This is a genomic window from Rathayibacter sp. PhB1 (genome assembly GCF_004362935.1).
In the GTDB taxonomy this organism is placed as follows: domain Bacteria; phylum Actinomycetota; class Actinomycetes; order Actinomycetales; family Microbacteriaceae; genus Rathayibacter; species Rathayibacter festucae.
In genome coordinates this window covers 870,390-884,493 of record NZ_SNYD01000001.1, presented here as the reverse complement: position 1 = coordinate 884,493, position 14,104 = coordinate 870,390, and the positions used below count along the sequence as shown (strand labels likewise).

Here is a 14,104-nt window from a genome sequence, read left to right as displayed (position 1 = left end):
CAGATCCAGCAGTGGACACACCCCGCGAGGCGGTCCGTCGAGTAGAAGGTCAGACACCCTCCCGCACCACACCACCATTCTCAATGTCGAGTAGCTCCGCAGGAGCGCATCGAGACCCACCGTCGCCGAGAGGGCGGACCCGCAGACCCGACTCCGGACACCGGTGGATCTCGACATGCCCGCTCCGCGGGCTGCTCGATCAGCATGAAGGAGACCCGCGCCCGCCGGGACGGCGGTCCCCGGGACCCCGGCGCTACTGCGCCGCGTCGTCCGGGAAGAGGCCCTGGTGCACGAGGGAGCGGACCACGTCGTAGTCAGGATCGCGGTCGACCTCGACGACGGGCGGGATCAGCTCGACGACGCCGATCGGCTGGGCCTTCGTCTTGAGCCCGAGCTGGACGAAGTAGCCGAGCATCCCCTGCGGGACGTCGGTCTTGATCACCTGGGAGCCGGCGGCGGCGACGTCCTGGAACTTCGAGAGCACGTTGGCCGGCTCGAACTGCTCCAGCAGCGCGGTCTGCACCTGGCGCTGCCGCGCCATCCGGTCGTAGTCGCTCGTCGTGTAGCGCGAGCGGGCGTAGGCGAGCGCCTGCTCGCCGTTGAAGTGCCAGGGACCGGGGTCGATCCACTGGTTGACGCCCTGCATCACGCCGTCGGAGTCGGGGAGCCCGCCGAGCGGCAGCGGCTCGGTGCCCTGGTAGTCGATGTCGATGCCGCCGAGCGAGTCGATCAGCTGGGCGAAGCCCTCCATGTCGATCAGCGCGTAGTACTGGATCGGGATGCCGAGCATGCCCTCGACCGCGTCGCGGGTCGCCTCGATGCCGGGCTCGCTGCCCTCCGCGACCGCGTCCGGGTAGAGCTCGGGATGCTTCAGCTCGACCTCGGTGTAGATCGAGTTGAGCTTGCAGACGTCGACGGCGCAGTTCTTCTCCGTGTAGCCGTCCGGGTACAGCTCGTGCATCGGGCTGTCCTCGGGGAACGGGATGTTGATGAACTCGCGGGAGACGCCGATCGTGGTCGCGGCGCCGGTCGACGCGTCGATGCTGACGACCGAGATGCTGTCCGGACGCAGGCCGTCGCGGTCCTCGCCGGCGTCGCCGCCCAGCAGCATGATGTTGTAGCGGCCGTCGATCGGCGCCTCCATCGCCCCGCCGCCGAAGATCGAGGACAGCGTGCCGCGGGTGATCCCGATCAGGTAGGTACCGTAGGCGGTCGAGCCGACCGAGACGGCCATCAGCGCGATCGTCGCGAAGGCGAGCACGGCCCGCATCCGCGGCCGCGCCCGCACCAGCCGGATCAGCCGGAGGGTGTCCAGGGTGAGCACGAGCCAGACCACGCCGTAGACGACCAGGGCCGCCTGCAGAGCGAGCATCGACAGATCGAAGGTCGCGAGCGTGTAGAGGCCCGTCGGGAAGACGAAGTAGAGGAGGACGGCGACCAGCAGCGCCGTCCAGAGCGCCAGGGTGAAGCCGAGGCCGAGCCGCCCGAGGCGGCGGTTGCCCGCGAGCACCTGCGCGGAGCCGGGAACGAGCAGGTTGCCGATCAGCAGCCACCAGGCGCGCCGGGTCATGAACGAGCTCGAGCGGACGTCCGGATGCCGCAGCGGCAGCGTCATCGCCGTCACAGGCCGGCCACCAGAGCGTCGTTCTTGGCGGCGACCTGCGCCTCCAGGTCCGCCGCGAAGGCGTCGAGGCGCTCGGACAGCGCGTCGTCGCCGATCGCGAGCATCTTCACCGCGAGCAGTCCCGCGTTGCGGGCACCGCCGATCGAGACGGTGGCGACGGGGACGCCGGCCGGCATCTGCACGATCGAGAGCAGCGAGTCGAGGCCGTCGAGCCGCGCGAGCGGCACGGGGACGCCGACGACGGGGAGGGACGTGACCGCGGCCAGCATCCCGGGCAGGTGGGCGGCTCCGCCGGCACCCGCGATCACGACGCGCAGACCCCGTGCACGCGCCCCGCGGCCGTAGTCGATCATCGCCTGCGGGGTGCGGTGGGCCGAGACCACGCGGACCTCGTGCGCCACGCCGAACTCCGAGAGGGTCGTCGACGCGGCCTGCATGACCGACCAGTCGGAGTCCGACCCCATCACGACGCCGACGAGCGGGGAGGGACCGTTGACGAGCGCGTCGGCGCTCACGGGGCGGTACCGGCGGGGGTGGCGGAGGGCGTGGGGCGGGTCACGGCCACCATGGTACGTCTCAGTCGGTGAGAACGGCCGCCGCGGCACGCGCCTCGTAGACGACGAGCTCGAGCTCGTCGCCGGTGGCGTTCACGTGCCCGACCTTGCGTCCCGGACGCGGCTCCTTGCCGTAGTTGTGCACCTTGACCGCAGGGTGCGCGGCGAGCACGAGCGGGTAGCGGTCGGTCAGCGACTCCCCCACCGGACCGCCGAGGACGTTCACCATCACGGTCCACGGATCGCGGCAGCCGGTCGCGCCGAGCGGCAGGTCGAGCACCGCGCGCAGGTGCTGCTCGAACTGCGACGTGGTCGAGCCGTCCATCGTCCAGTGCCCGCTGTTGTGCGGGCGCATCGCCAGCTCGTTGACGAGCAGGCGGTCGTCCGTCGTCTCGAAGAGCTCGACCGCGAGTACGCCGGTGACGCCGAGGCTCTCGGCGATCGTCTCCGCGATGTCGGCGGCGGCGTCCGCAAGGCGGCCGGCCGAGGCGGGCGCGGGAGCGAGGACCTCGGCGCAGACGCCGTCGCGCTGGATCGACTCCACCACCGGCCAGAGGACGCTCTCCCCCGAGGGGCGCCGGGCGACGAGCTGCGCGAGCTCGCGCCGGAAGCCGACCAGCTCCTCGACGAGCAGCGCGCCGCCGCGGCCGTCCTCGGCGAGCGCCGCAAACCAGTCGTCGGCCTCGTGCGCGCCGTGGACGACGCGGACGCCCTTGCCGTCGTAGCCGCCGCGCGCGGTCTTCACCACACCGCGTCCGCCGTGCTCGCCGAGGAACGCGGCCAGCTCGTCGGCGGAGGAGACCGCCGCCCAGTCGGGCACGGGGACGCCGAGCTCGGTGAGGCGCTGCCGCATCATCAGCTTGTCCTGGGCGTGGAGGAGGGCGTCCGGGCCGGGGTGCACGGCCACGCCCTCGGCGACGAGCCGGCGCAGGATCGCCTGCGGCACGTGCTCGTGGTCGAAGGTGACGACGTCGACGGTCCGGGCGAATCCGAGCACCGTCTCCTCGTCGCGGTAGTCGCCGACGCGGGTCGCGGCGAGGCCCGCCGGAGCGCCCTCGGTCTCGGCGAGGACCGCGATCTCGAGGCCGAGCTCGACCGCCGCGGGGATCATCATCCGGGCGAGCTGGCCGCCTCCGATCACACCGACGCGCATGACGATCCTCCTGGTTCCGCCCGCGGGCGCGGGGCGGCTCCATGGTAGCGAGGGGCGCGGACACGGCGGGGGTCCCGTCGCGCGGTCGGCGGTCAGAGCGGGTCGGGCGCGGGCCAGTCGGGCAGCGGCAGCGGGACCGCCGCGATCGCGTCCCGCAGCAGCTCGGCGACGAGCTCCGGGTCCTCCACATCGCGCAGCACGAAGGCCTCGGCGCCGTCGCGGGTGATCCGCACGTCCCCGCAGCGGGCGACGCGCTGGCTCAGGCTCCGCGAGACGCCGACCGCCATCCGCGGGTCGAAGTCGAGGTCGGCGCGGCGCACCGACAGGACGCCGCGACGGGCGTGCAGCCCGCGCTGCGTGATCCGGTAGCGGATGCTGGCCCAGCCGGCGATGCCGGGCACGCAGAGCAGCAGCACGAGCACGGCCGTGCCGAGGGCGATGATCCAGCGCTGCAGCTCCAGCTCGAACTGCGCGGCGAAGTAGAAGCCCGCCCAGGTGAGCAGGAGGAAGCCGGCGACCGGCGCGACGGCGCGGCGGGCGCGCGGCGTGAGCCGGGCGAGCTCCCGGTCCCCCTCCGCGAGCCGGTCCCGGCCGCCGGCGCTCACTGGCGCAGGTGGGTGACGTCGCCCGCGGAGAACGAGCGCCGGGCGCCGTCCTGCTCGAGCACGAGCGAGCCGTCGTCGTCGAGCGCGACCGCGGTGCCCTCCTGGACGGAGCCGTCCGGCAGCTCCACCCGGACGGAGCGGCCGAGGGTGCCGAGGTGCGCGCGCACGACGGCGGCCGTCCCGGCGGAGTCGGCGTCGCCGAGCGCGAGGAGCGGCGCGAGCAGCGCCGAGAACTCGGTGAGGAAGGCGGCGAGCACGGCATCGGCGCCGTTCGTCGCCGCGCCGGCCAGGGCGAGGGAGGTCGCCGTCGGCACGGGCAGCTCCTCCTCGCTCAGCAGAAGGTTGATCCCGGTGCCGACGATCACGCGGCCGTCGGCGAGGCGCTCGGCGAGGACGCCCGCCGTCTTCCGCCCGCCGATCAGCACGTCGTTGGGCCACTTGACCTCGACCGCGGCGCCGACCAGCGGGGCGAGCGCCCGCGCGAGGGCCGCGCCGGCCAGCAGCGGCAGCCAGCCGACCGCCGCGGCGGGGAGGGCCGCCGCGTCCACCAGCGTCGAGGCCGCCAGCGTCCGTCCGGCGGGCGCCTGCCAGACCCGGCCCAGACGACCGCGGCCCGCGCGCTGGTCGTCGGTCGCCACGACGGAGAGGTGCGGCCAGGCGGCGGGCTCGGCGGTCGCGCGCTCGCGCAGCTCGTCGTTGGTCGAGCCCGCGCTCTCGAGCCAGAGGACCTGCGGCGATACGGAGAGGGAGAGCGGGAGCTGCATGCGGCCACGCTACCGGCGGGCCCCGCGAGAAGCCCCGGAGCCGGTCACGGGCGCCACGGCTTGTGCGCACCCTCCCACCGGACCCGCCGCTCCCTGTGCGGGTGCGACAACGGAGGGGTCCATCCGCGCCGATAAGGTGGGCGAGTGACCGCGAACATCGAACGTCCCGCGCCCGATCTCTTCACGACCGCGGGGAAGATCGCGGACCTGAAGGCCCGTTACCACGAGGCGGTCACCGCCAGCGGTGAGGCCGCGATCGAGAAGCAGCACGCCAAGGGCAAGATGACCGCCCGCGAGCGGATCGACACCCTCCTCGACCCCGGCTCGTTCGTCGAGCTCGACGAGTTCGTCCGCCACCGCACCCACGCGTTCGGCATGGAGAAGAAGCGTCCCTACGGCGACGCCGTCGTGACCGGCACCGGCACCATCCACGGCCGCCAGGTGGCGGTCTACTCGCAGGACTTCACGATCTTCGGCGGCTCGCTCGGCGAGGTGGCCGGCGAGAAGATCATCAAGGTGATGGACCTGGCGCTGAAGACCGGCGTCCCGATCATCGGCATCCTCGACTCCGGCGGAGCGCGGATCCAGGAGGGCGTCGTCGCCCTGGGCAAGTACGGCGAGATCTTCCGCCGCAACACCGCGGCCAGCGGCGTGATCCCGCAGATCTCGATCATCTGCGGCCCGGCGGCCGGCGGCGCGGTGTACTCCCCCGCCCTCACCGACTTCGTGATCATGGTCGACAAGACCAGCCAGATGTTCGTCACCGGTCCCGACGTGATCAAGACCGTCACCGGCGAGGACGTCGGCATGGAGGAGCTCGGCGGCGCGCTCACCCACAACAAGATCTCCGGCGTCTCGCACTACCTCGCGAGCGACGAGAACGACGCGCTCGACTACGCGCGCACCCTGCTCTCCTTCCTCCCCGACAACAACCTCTCGCCCGCGCCGGTGTTCGACAACGAGGTCGACCTCGAGACGACGGACTCCGACCGCTTCCTCGACACCGTCATCCCCGACAGTCCCAACCAGCCGTACGACATGCGCGCCGTGATCGAGCACATCGTCGACGAGGGCGACTTCCTCGAGGTGCAGCCGCTCTTCGCGCCGAACATCGTGATCGGCTTCGGCCGGGTCGAGGGCCGCTCCGTCGGCATCATCGCCAACCAGCCCAGCGCGATGGCGGGCACCCTGAACATCGAGGCCGGCGAGAAGGCCTCGCGCTTCGTCCGCTTCTGCGACGCGTTCTCGCTGCCGATCCTCACGCTCGTCGACGTCCCCGGCTACCTGCCCGGCACCGACCAGGAGTGGACCGGCGTCATCCGCCGCGGCGCGAAGCTGCTCTACGCCTACGCGGAGGCGACCGTGCCGCTGGTCACCGTCATCCTGCGCAAGGCCTACGGCGGCGCGTACATCGTGATGGGCTCCAAGCAGCTCGGCGCCGACATCAACCTCGCCTGGCCGACGGCCGAGATCGCGGTGATGGGCGGCCAGGGCGCCGTCAACATCCTCTACCGCAACGAGATCCGCAAGGCCGAGGAGGCCGGCGAGGACGTCGCCGCCGTCCGCACCCGGCTGGCGAACGAGTACACCTACAACGTCGCGAGCCCGTTCCTGGCCGCCGAGCGCGGCGAGCTGGACGGGGTCATCGAGCCGTCGGCGACCCGGGTGTCGGTGATCAAGGCGCTGCGGGCGCTGCGGACCAAGCGCGCGAACCTGCCGGCCAAGAAGCACGGCAACATCCCGCTCTGAGCCGCGGTCAGCCGGACGTCGTCGCCTTCTCGGGCGCCGGCGCCGGTGCCGTCGGCTTCTCCGGCGCCGTCTCGTCGGCGGGCTTCTGCGTGCCGGGCTTCTGCGTGCCCGGCTTCTCCGCGCCCGGCTTCTCCGCGGGCGGTGCCTTCTCCTCCGGGCGCGCTCCCAGCGCCCGAGCGAAGGCGAGCGCCTCGCGCGGGGAGACGTCCGGCAGGTAGGCGCGCCCGATCGCCGCGCCGATCCGCGGCAGCTGCAGCGCATCGGGGTAGGCCATCCACAGCCCCTCGTAGCGCGGGTGGAACTTGGCCTTGAAGCGGAACAGCGAGGTGAAGCCGTAGGCCGGCTCCAGGGTCCGCGCCAGGAACTCGAGCAGTCCGGAGAGCGCCGTCGGCTCCGGCGGCTGCTCCCCCTCAGGCACGGGCGCCGTCGCGAGCGGAGCGCCGGACAGCGAGACGAACTCCGCGCCCTGCTCCTGCGCGCGGAGGGCGGCGGACGCGATCAGGAACTCCATGATCCCGGGCATCGCCTCGTCCGAGCGGCGCATGAAGTCGAGCGTCCAGCCGACGATCCGGCCGTCGCGGTGCACGGGCAGCCAGCTGGTGATCCCCTGCAGCACCCCGTCCGGGCCGACGGCGAGCAGCAGCGCGACGTCCGGATCGCGCGCCTCGTCGATCCCGCCGAGCGTGAAGCCCATCTCCGGCAGCGCCTTCTCGGACACCCACTTCTCGGACAGGTCGACGATCTGGCTGGCCATCCCCAGCGACAGCTCCGGCCAGCTCGTCCAGACCGGCTCGATGCCGAGCTTGATCGCGCGGGTCAGCGGGTAGCGCACCTTCTGCCAGCGCTTGCCGGTCAGCTCGAAGCCGCCGAGCTCGATGATCGTCTCCTCGCCCACCGAGATCCGCGACCAGCCGAGGTCGTCGAAGACCGGCAGCAGCTCGTCGTGGACGCTGTAGAACACCGGCGTCCAGCTGCGCTCGTCGCAGAACGCGACGAAGCCGGAGACCACCTCCGCGCGCCGCTCGGGCGCGCAGGCCGGGTCGGACAGGGTGATCGCGACCCCGCCCACGACGCGGTAGGCGACGCCGCCCTCGCCGTCGGGGGAGATCCAGTGCTCGTTGCCCTGCCAGGTGCCCTGGTGGCCGAGGCTGCCGGCGCCGTGGCGGACGAGCAGGCGGCGGTAGACCGCCTCGTCGCCGCGCACGCCCTGCACATCGGTCGCCCGCAGGAGCGCGATCACCGCGACCACGACGAGGATCCAGAAGACCGGCCCGACCCACTCGAAGCCGATCCGGGCGAGCGGCTCGCGCGGCACCGCCAGCAGGCCGTGCCCGCCGAGGAAGCTCGACGGCACGAAGCGCAGCAGCCCGTCGAGGAGGAGCCGGCCGATCCCGAGCACCGGCTCGAAGCTGGTCCTGGTGGAGGCGGAGAGCGCGAGGTAGCCGCCGAGCGAGACGACGAAGCCGATTCCGACGACCAGCGACCAGCGGCGCGCCGACTCCCGCGGGGCCCGGATGCGGAAGTGCCGGCTGCCGACCGCCAGGAGGACGATCACGGCGACCGGGACGATCACGGTGGTGGCCACCCAGAGCAGGTACTCGGCGTAGTACTGGAAGTCGGGGTGACGCGCCGCGCGCTGCAGCAGCACGATGTCGAGGATCGCGATGGCCGCGTTGACGCCGATCGCGAGCAGCAGGCCGAGGCGGCGCCCGGAGCGCATCCCGTACGCCGCGACGAGCAGCAGGATCATCGGGACGAAGGTGAGCAGGATCGGCCCGGGCGAGATCAGGTTCAGCCGCACGTGGTGCGCGCAGTGCCGGACCGTGGCGCCGCAGGGGTCCTCGAGATCGGCGGCACCGGTGAACGCGCTCTGCAGCAGCCGGCCGAGGAACGAGAACGGCCCGTAGCCCGAGTCGGAGAGCACGGCGACGAGCGGACCGAGGGCGGTGACCGCGACCACCGCGGCGAGCAGGGCGCGCGACTCCCGGTGCGAGCTCGGCGCGGGGCGCTGCGGGCGCAGTCCGCTCACCCCGTGCGCCATCACGGCCCCGATCACCAGGCCGGCGACGCCGGCGAGGAGGCGGTACACGTCGGCGGAGTCGCCGGCGTAGAGCACGAACATCAGGACCACCGCGAAGACGGTGACGCGCAGGCGCCGGCGCCAGAGGCCGCCCATGAACGCCGTCGCGGCCAGCAGCGCGCCGACGCCGCCGATCAGCGGGTCGAAGGTGTGGTCGCCGACCGTGTCCCCGGCCCACCACTCGCCGACCGAGGCGCCGACGCTCTGCAGAGCCGCTCCGACCGCCGTGCCGAGCGCCCCGGTGAGCAGGAAGGCGAGGACCAGCCGGCGCGCCCCGAGACGGCGCTCGGCCGCGATCAGCAGCGGCAGGAGCAGGAGGACGACGAGCAGGATCGCGGGCGGACCCGACACGATCAGCAGGCCCGTCACCGCGGCCCAGGGGCGGCCACCGAGGATCGTGCCGGCGCCGGCCGCCCACCAGGCGCCGGTCTCGTCGCTCGCGGGGGCGAGGAGGGTGCCGGCCGCCGCACTGGCGAGCAGGACCACCGCCGTCGTCGCGAAGGCAGCGGGCGAGGACCGGAGGACCGCGGCGACGCGACGGGCGGAGGCGCGGCCGCGCTTCAGGGACCACGACGGCATGCGGTGACACTCCTGTTCGGACGGAAGGGGCGTCGCTCCGGCGGCGTCCGGCGTCAGCATAGTCACCGGCCCGCACGCGGGACCGTGAACGGCATGCGGTACCGTCGCGGGATGAGCGCAGCCGACTCCGCCCCCACCGTCGTCATCACCACTCCCGGCCTCGATGCGCGCGAGATCGCCGCCGTGACCGCGGTCGTGACCGCGCTCGCCGCGCAGTCGCACCCGGTCGCCGAGGTGCCGGTCGTCCCCAGCGGCGGCTGGAGCGACCGCGCGGCGGCCGTCCGGGCACCGCTGCAGCCGGCGCCCGGGGCCTGGCGCTCGTTCTCCGGCTGAGCGCTGCGGGGGGCCGCGATCGGCTCGAACCGGCGGGAACGACGCGGATCGCGGAATTTGTACCCCGATTAGTCCCCTAAAGTGCCGACTACCCGCCCCTCGCAGTCCTCGGCATAGTTATGCGTGTTAGGTGCTCACTCCACGGAGGGGGCATCGCCAATCACTCGCCGACCAGGGTAAGCAGGCGGGTGTTTTGGGGGCGAGTGAGGGTGACATTCGGGTTGTCACCCTCACTCGGGGTTTGACGGCGGGCTGGGCCCCCTCTTCGGAGGAGTGGACAGCCCGCCGCACTCTTTTAACCGCTCGTCCAGCGCATCGCCGCGGCGCACCGGAGATCCGCTGCGCGCCGCGCGGCACGGACGGCCGCGCTCAGTCCTCGAGGACGCCCTGCTCGTCGCGCCGGATCTCCACCCAGGCGTCCACCTCGTCGCCCGCGTCGTCCGAGCCGAGGGCGCCGGCACTGCCGTCGCCCGCGGTCCGCAGGCCGACGACCGTCACCGCCGACGGCGAGTCCGCCGACGCCGTGCGCACCACGACGCGGTCGACGCCCTCGCCGATGCCGCCGAGTGCGAGGGCGAGCTCGCGCAGCACCCGCCGGCTCTCCTCCTCCGTGGTGCGATCCAGTCCGCCGTCGTCCAGCACCGACACCGTGACGCCCCGTCGCCGCGCGTCGAGCACGAGGCGTCGGACGTCGTCGTCCAGCAGCCGCCTCCCCCGGATCTCGTCGCGGACGGACGCCTCCAGCAGGGCGCACTCGCGGCGCTCCTCGTCGGTGAGGCCCACCGGGCTGGTGGCGATGCGCAGCAGCATCTCGGAGGCGATGGCGCGGGTCTGCTCCAGCCGGACCTCCCGCTCGGAGAGGTGCGCCTCCTCCGCTGCCCGCCACGACGCGGCCGCCCGCTCGGCGGCCTCGAGCACGCGCGCCTCGGAGCCGGCGCGGCCGAGCTCGATGATCAGGAGCTGCGCGATGCCCACCCAGGCGATGCCGCCGACGACGCCGAGTGTCGCGAGGGCGACGGGACCCGCCCAGACCGTCGTGTGCACGATCAGGAACGCCATCCCGGTCCACGCGGCCAGCGGACGCCGGCACGCGCAGACGATCGTCATCAGCGTGCCGACGGCCGCGATGTACCAGGTGGAGTAGCCGTTGGAGGCACCCGGGTCCAGCGACGGCGAGACGAGCAGCGGCAGCGCCACCGCCACTCCCGCCATCGCCCACGCGGTCACCGCGTTCATCCGGGTGGACGAGCTCGGCAGCAGGGCGATCACGGTGGCGACGACGTAGAGGCCGACGGCGAGCAGGTCGGCGGGCGTCGCGGGCGCGAGGCGGTAGGAGAAGAAGGCGAGGACGACGTGGTAGAGCGAGAAGCCTCCGCCCAGCGCGGAGAGCAGCGGGCGCGGGTAGGCGATCACGATCGGCCCCTCGCCGCGGGCCAGACGACGACGACCCGGGTGCCCTCGCCCGGGACGGTGTCGATCCGCGCCGAGCCCTGCACCTGGTGCACCCGGTCGAGGATCGAGAGCCGGATGCCGAGCCGCTCGCGCGGGACGTCGGCGAGGAGGAAGCCGCGGCCGTCGTCCTCGACGACGACCTCGACGGAGCACGCGGAGAGCTGCCCGCGCACCGAGCGGCGCACGGCGTCGCTCGGACCGGCGTGCTGGACGCTGTTGGTCAGGGCCTGCCAGACCGCGCCGAGGACGGCCTCCGCGACCGGCCGCGGCATCGTCGTCGCCCGTGGGTCGACGTCGACGTCCACGACGACTCCGAACTCCGCGACGAAGGTCGAGGCCGCGTGCGACAGCTGCCGCTCGAGCAGCTCCAGCGGCACCTCCCCCGCATCGAGGTCGGACTCCTCGTCCGGGAGCAGCACCGAGAGCGTCTTCCGCGCCATCGAGGAGACGAGGGCGCGCTCGGCGCCCGACTCCGCCGTCGCCGCGGCGAGCAGTGTCGCGAGCACGTTGTCGTGCACGAGGGCGTCCACCTCGACCCGCTCGACCTCGCCGGCGTGCTGGCGCATCGCCCCCTCGTACTGCTCCATCGCCGTCCGCTGCGCGCGGTCCACCCGGTCCGCCGACTGCCGGAGCACGGTGATCAGCACCAGCATCACGAAGCCGACGATGCCGACGTAGACGGCGTCGAGGGCGGCACGGGTCGGCGACGCGCCACCGCCCGAGGGGAGGACGCGCAGGACGCCGAACAGCAGCGTGGTGACGGAGGCGTAGACGATCGCCAGCCGCAGCGGCGCGACGATCGTGCAGAAGGCCGTGCCGATGGTCAGCAGGTACCAGATCCACGGCGTCTCCTGGGGGACGGCGTCGGGCCTGATCGTCAGCGGCCAGGTGAGCAGCGCGAGCAGGAGCGACGCGGCCACGACGGCGCCGCTGACCTGCGTCCCGCGGCGCGCGACCGCCGTGACCACCGAGGCGCCGAGCGCGCCGAAGACGACGACCAGTACGGGCCAGACGACCTCGGGCCGCAGGACCGGGAGCTGGCCGAGGATCGGCGGGACGGTCTGCAGCGCGAAGCCGAAGCCGAAGAACGAGACGACGGTGCTGATGATCCGGTCGATGCGCTCGCGATTCGCCGGAGCGCGCGCGGGGACGACCTCAGCGCGCGGCATCGCCGTCGTCCGGATCGATGCCCGGCAGGATGCCGTCCTCGACGGCGCGGCGCAGCAGGTCGACCTTCGTGGGGGCCGGCCGCCCGATCTCGACGTACTTGTCGCGGATCCGGTCGAGGTACTCCTTGGCCGTCGACACCGAGATCTGCAGGCGGTCGGCGACGAGCTTGAGCGGCAGGCCGGAGGCGTAGAGGTGCAGCACGTCGCGCTCGCGGCGCCCGAGCACCGCGCGGGCGAAGTCGTCGTCCGCGTCGATCGCCGACGCCCACTCGAGATTGTTCAGGACCTCGCCGCGCGCGACGGTGCGGATCGCGGCGACCACGGTCGACATCGGGGAGGACTTCGGGATCACTCCGGCGGCACCCGCCGCGAGCGCCTCGCGCACGGCGACCACGCGGTCGGCGATGCTGTGCACCAGGACGGCCGAGCCGCGCACCTGGCCCCACTTGACGTTCGCCGTGATGCTCGAGCCGTCGTTCAGGGAGAGGTCGAGGACGAGCACCTCGATCTCCGAGCCGTCGAGGACCTCCTCGAGCGCGCGCACCGTCTCGGCCGCGGCCATCACCTGCATCCCCGCGGCCTCGATGGCGGCGGCGACGCCCAGCCGGACGGACTCGTGGTCGTCCACGATGGCGACCCGCACCTTCGGCGCGGCGGCGGACTCAGCGGTCATCGGCGGTCTCCATCGGGCTCATGCTAGCGACGCGGCGCTCAGCCGTCTCGGCGCACGAGGCGGGCGACGGCCTCCACGTGCGAGGTGTGCGGGAAGAGGTCGAAGCCGTCGAGCCGCTCGAGCTCGTAGCCGCCGGCGGAGAGCGCGCCGACGTCGCGGGCGAGGGCCACGGGATCGCAGGCGACGTAGACCAGCTGCGCGGGCGCGAGTTCGATCAGGGCGTCGGTCACCGCGCGGCCGGCTCCTGCCCGGGGCGGATCGAGGACGACCGTCGCGGCCCGCCAGCGCCCGCGCTCCCGGGCGTCGGCCTGGGCCAGTGCGTCGCGGAGGTAGCGGTCGACCCGGGCGGTCGTCGCGCGGGCACCGACCTGATCGGCGAGGTTCTCCAGGGCGTGCTCCGTGGCCCGCGCGTCGCTCTCGACGCTCGTCACGCGGACGCCGGCGCCGAGGTGGTCGGCCAGCGCGGCGGCGAGCAGCCCGACTCCGCCGTAGAGGTCGTGGTTGGCGGCGCGGACGTCGGCGACGCCGGCGTCCACGGCGGCCTGCACCGCGTCGAAGAGGGTCGCCGCGGCTCCGCGGTGCACCTGCCAGAAGCCGGAGCGGTCGACGCGGAAGGTGCGGTCGGCGACGAACTCGGAGACGACCGTGCGGTCCCTCTTCGCGCGCTTGTCGGACGGGTCGTGCACGAGCACGGCCGCACCGTCCGATCCTGCGGCGTCGACGAGGTCGACGACGGATCCCGGGGCCAGGCGCTGGTCGAGCGGGGCCGCGGCCGAGGAGGCGGCGGTCGCGAGCGGCAGGCCCTCGACGTCGACGACATGGTGACTGCGCGCGGCGTAGGGACCGACGCGGCCGGAGTCGTCGACGTGCAGGCGGTTGCGGGTGCGCCAGCCGAGGCCGCCGGTCTCGTCGTCGCCCGCGACCGGGGCGACGACGACGTCGACCTCGCGCCGGGCGAAGCGGGAGAAGGAGTCGACCAGCACGGCGCGCTTGAGCTCGCGCTGGTACTCGAGCGCGGCGTGGCCGAACTCGGCGCCGCCGACGCGCTCCTCGGGACGGCGGTCGATGCCTGCCTGCGCCCACACGTGCTCGACGCGGTGCGGCGACGCCTCGAGCACCTCGAGCGCCTCTCCGCGCCAGAAGCTGTCGTGGCGGACCTCGCTGACCCGCACGCGGACCCGCTCGCCGGGCAGCACGTCGGGGACGAAGACGACGCGGCCCTCGTGCCGGGCGACGAAGACGCCGCCGTGAGCGACGTTGCTAATGTCGAGCTCGATCTCGGTCCCGAGTGCCTCGCCGGTCCCCGCGGCTCGGTCGGACGCGCGGGGCGGGGTCTGTGCCATCCGTCGAGCATCCCACAGCGTGGGCC

12 protein-coding genes are annotated in these 14,104 nt (G+C 73.4%); 2 read left to right on the top strand and 10 right to left on the bottom strand.

Going from position 1 to position 14,104, the window contains the following annotated elements:
• Positions 1 to 253: 253 nt before the first annotated feature.
• The 5 genes from EDF17_RS04235 to EDF17_RS04215 form a co-directional block, all read right to left on the bottom strand.
• Positions 254 to 1,615: an LCP family protein gene (locus EDF17_RS04235; protein ID WP_123445393.1), complete on the bottom strand. Its 1,362-nt coding sequence runs from the start codon at positions 1,613 to 1,615 to the stop codon at positions 254 to 256.
• Positions 1,616 to 1,620: 5 nt separating this feature from the next.
• The gene (gene purE, locus EDF17_RS04230) at positions 1,621 to 2,088 is read right to left on the bottom strand and encodes a 5-(carboxyamino)imidazole ribonucleotide mutase (protein ID WP_123445392.1); all 468 of its coding nucleotides are present in this window, start codon (positions 2,086 to 2,088) and stop codon (positions 1,621 to 1,623) included.
• Positions 2,089 to 2,200: 112 nt separating this feature from the next.
• Positions 2,201 to 3,337, bottom strand: coding sequence for a 5-(carboxyamino)imidazole ribonucleotide synthase (locus EDF17_RS04225; protein ID WP_123445391.1), 1,137 nt, complete (start codon positions 3,335 to 3,337; stop codon positions 2,201 to 2,203).
• An 86-nt stretch (positions 3,338 to 3,423) separates the two neighbouring features.
• Positions 3,424 to 3,936: a PH domain-containing protein gene (locus EDF17_RS04220; protein ID WP_123445313.1), complete on the bottom strand. Its 513-nt coding sequence runs from the start codon at positions 3,934 to 3,936 to the stop codon at positions 3,424 to 3,426.
• On the bottom strand, positions 3,933 to 4,700 hold the full coding sequence (locus EDF17_RS04215; RefSeq protein WP_123445312.1) for a biotin--[acetyl-CoA-carboxylase] ligase: 768 nt from the start codon (positions 4,698 to 4,700) through the stop codon (positions 3,933 to 3,935). The genes EDF17_RS04220 and EDF17_RS04215 overlap by 4 nt, the downstream gene beginning before the upstream one ends.
• A gap of 144 nt (positions 4,701 to 4,844) precedes the next feature.
• Between EDF17_RS04215 and EDF17_RS04210 the strand changes: the two genes are divergently transcribed.
• Positions 4,845 to 6,449 (top strand): acyl-CoA carboxylase subunit beta, encoded by a 1,605-nt coding sequence (locus EDF17_RS04210; protein WP_243582397.1) that lies wholly within the window; start codon positions 4,845 to 4,847, stop codon positions 6,447 to 6,449.
• 7 nt (positions 6,450 to 6,456) lie between these two features.
• On the opposite strand, the gene EDF17_RS04205 is transcribed toward EDF17_RS04210, so the two are convergent.
• A complete protein-coding gene (locus EDF17_RS04205) occupies positions 6,457 to 9,108 on the bottom strand; it encodes a DUF2156 domain-containing protein (protein WP_123445311.1) in 2,652 nt (883 codons plus the stop codon).
• A gap of 111 nt (positions 9,109 to 9,219) precedes the next feature.
• Between EDF17_RS04205 and EDF17_RS04200 the strand changes: the two genes are divergently transcribed.
• Positions 9,220 to 9,441: an acyl-CoA carboxylase subunit epsilon gene (locus tag EDF17_RS04200; RefSeq protein ID WP_123445310.1), complete on the top strand. Its 222-nt coding sequence runs from the start codon at positions 9,220 to 9,222 to the stop codon at positions 9,439 to 9,441.
• Positions 9,442 to 9,810: 369 nt separating this feature from the next.
• On the opposite strand, the gene EDF17_RS19750 is transcribed toward EDF17_RS04200, so the two are convergent.
• The 4 genes from EDF17_RS19750 to EDF17_RS04180 are packed head-to-tail and all read right to left on the bottom strand — an operon-like array spanning position 9,811 to position 14,078.
• Entirely contained in the window at positions 9,811 to 10,854 is a 1,044-nt protein-coding gene (locus tag EDF17_RS19750) for a hypothetical protein (RefSeq protein WP_166649594.1), read from the bottom strand.
• Positions 10,851 to 12,062 (bottom strand): ATP-binding protein, encoded by a 1,212-nt coding sequence (locus EDF17_RS04190; protein ID WP_123445309.1) that lies wholly within the window; start codon positions 12,060 to 12,062, stop codon positions 10,851 to 10,853. Before EDF17_RS04190 ends, EDF17_RS19750 begins: the two co-directional genes overlap by 4 nt.
• On the bottom strand, positions 12,049 to 12,735 hold the full coding sequence (locus EDF17_RS04185; RefSeq protein ID WP_123445308.1) for a response regulator transcription factor: 687 nt from the start codon (positions 12,733 to 12,735) through the stop codon (positions 12,049 to 12,051). Before EDF17_RS04185 ends, EDF17_RS04190 begins: the two co-directional genes overlap by 14 nt.
• 38 nt (positions 12,736 to 12,773) lie before the next feature.
• Positions 12,774 to 14,078 carry a TRAM domain-containing protein gene (locus EDF17_RS04180; protein ID WP_123445307.1) on the bottom strand — a complete coding sequence of 435 codons (1,305 nt, stop codon included), beginning with the start codon at positions 14,076 to 14,078 and terminating at the stop codon, positions 12,774 to 12,776.
• Between the last annotated feature and the right edge of the window lie 26 nt (positions 14,079 to 14,104).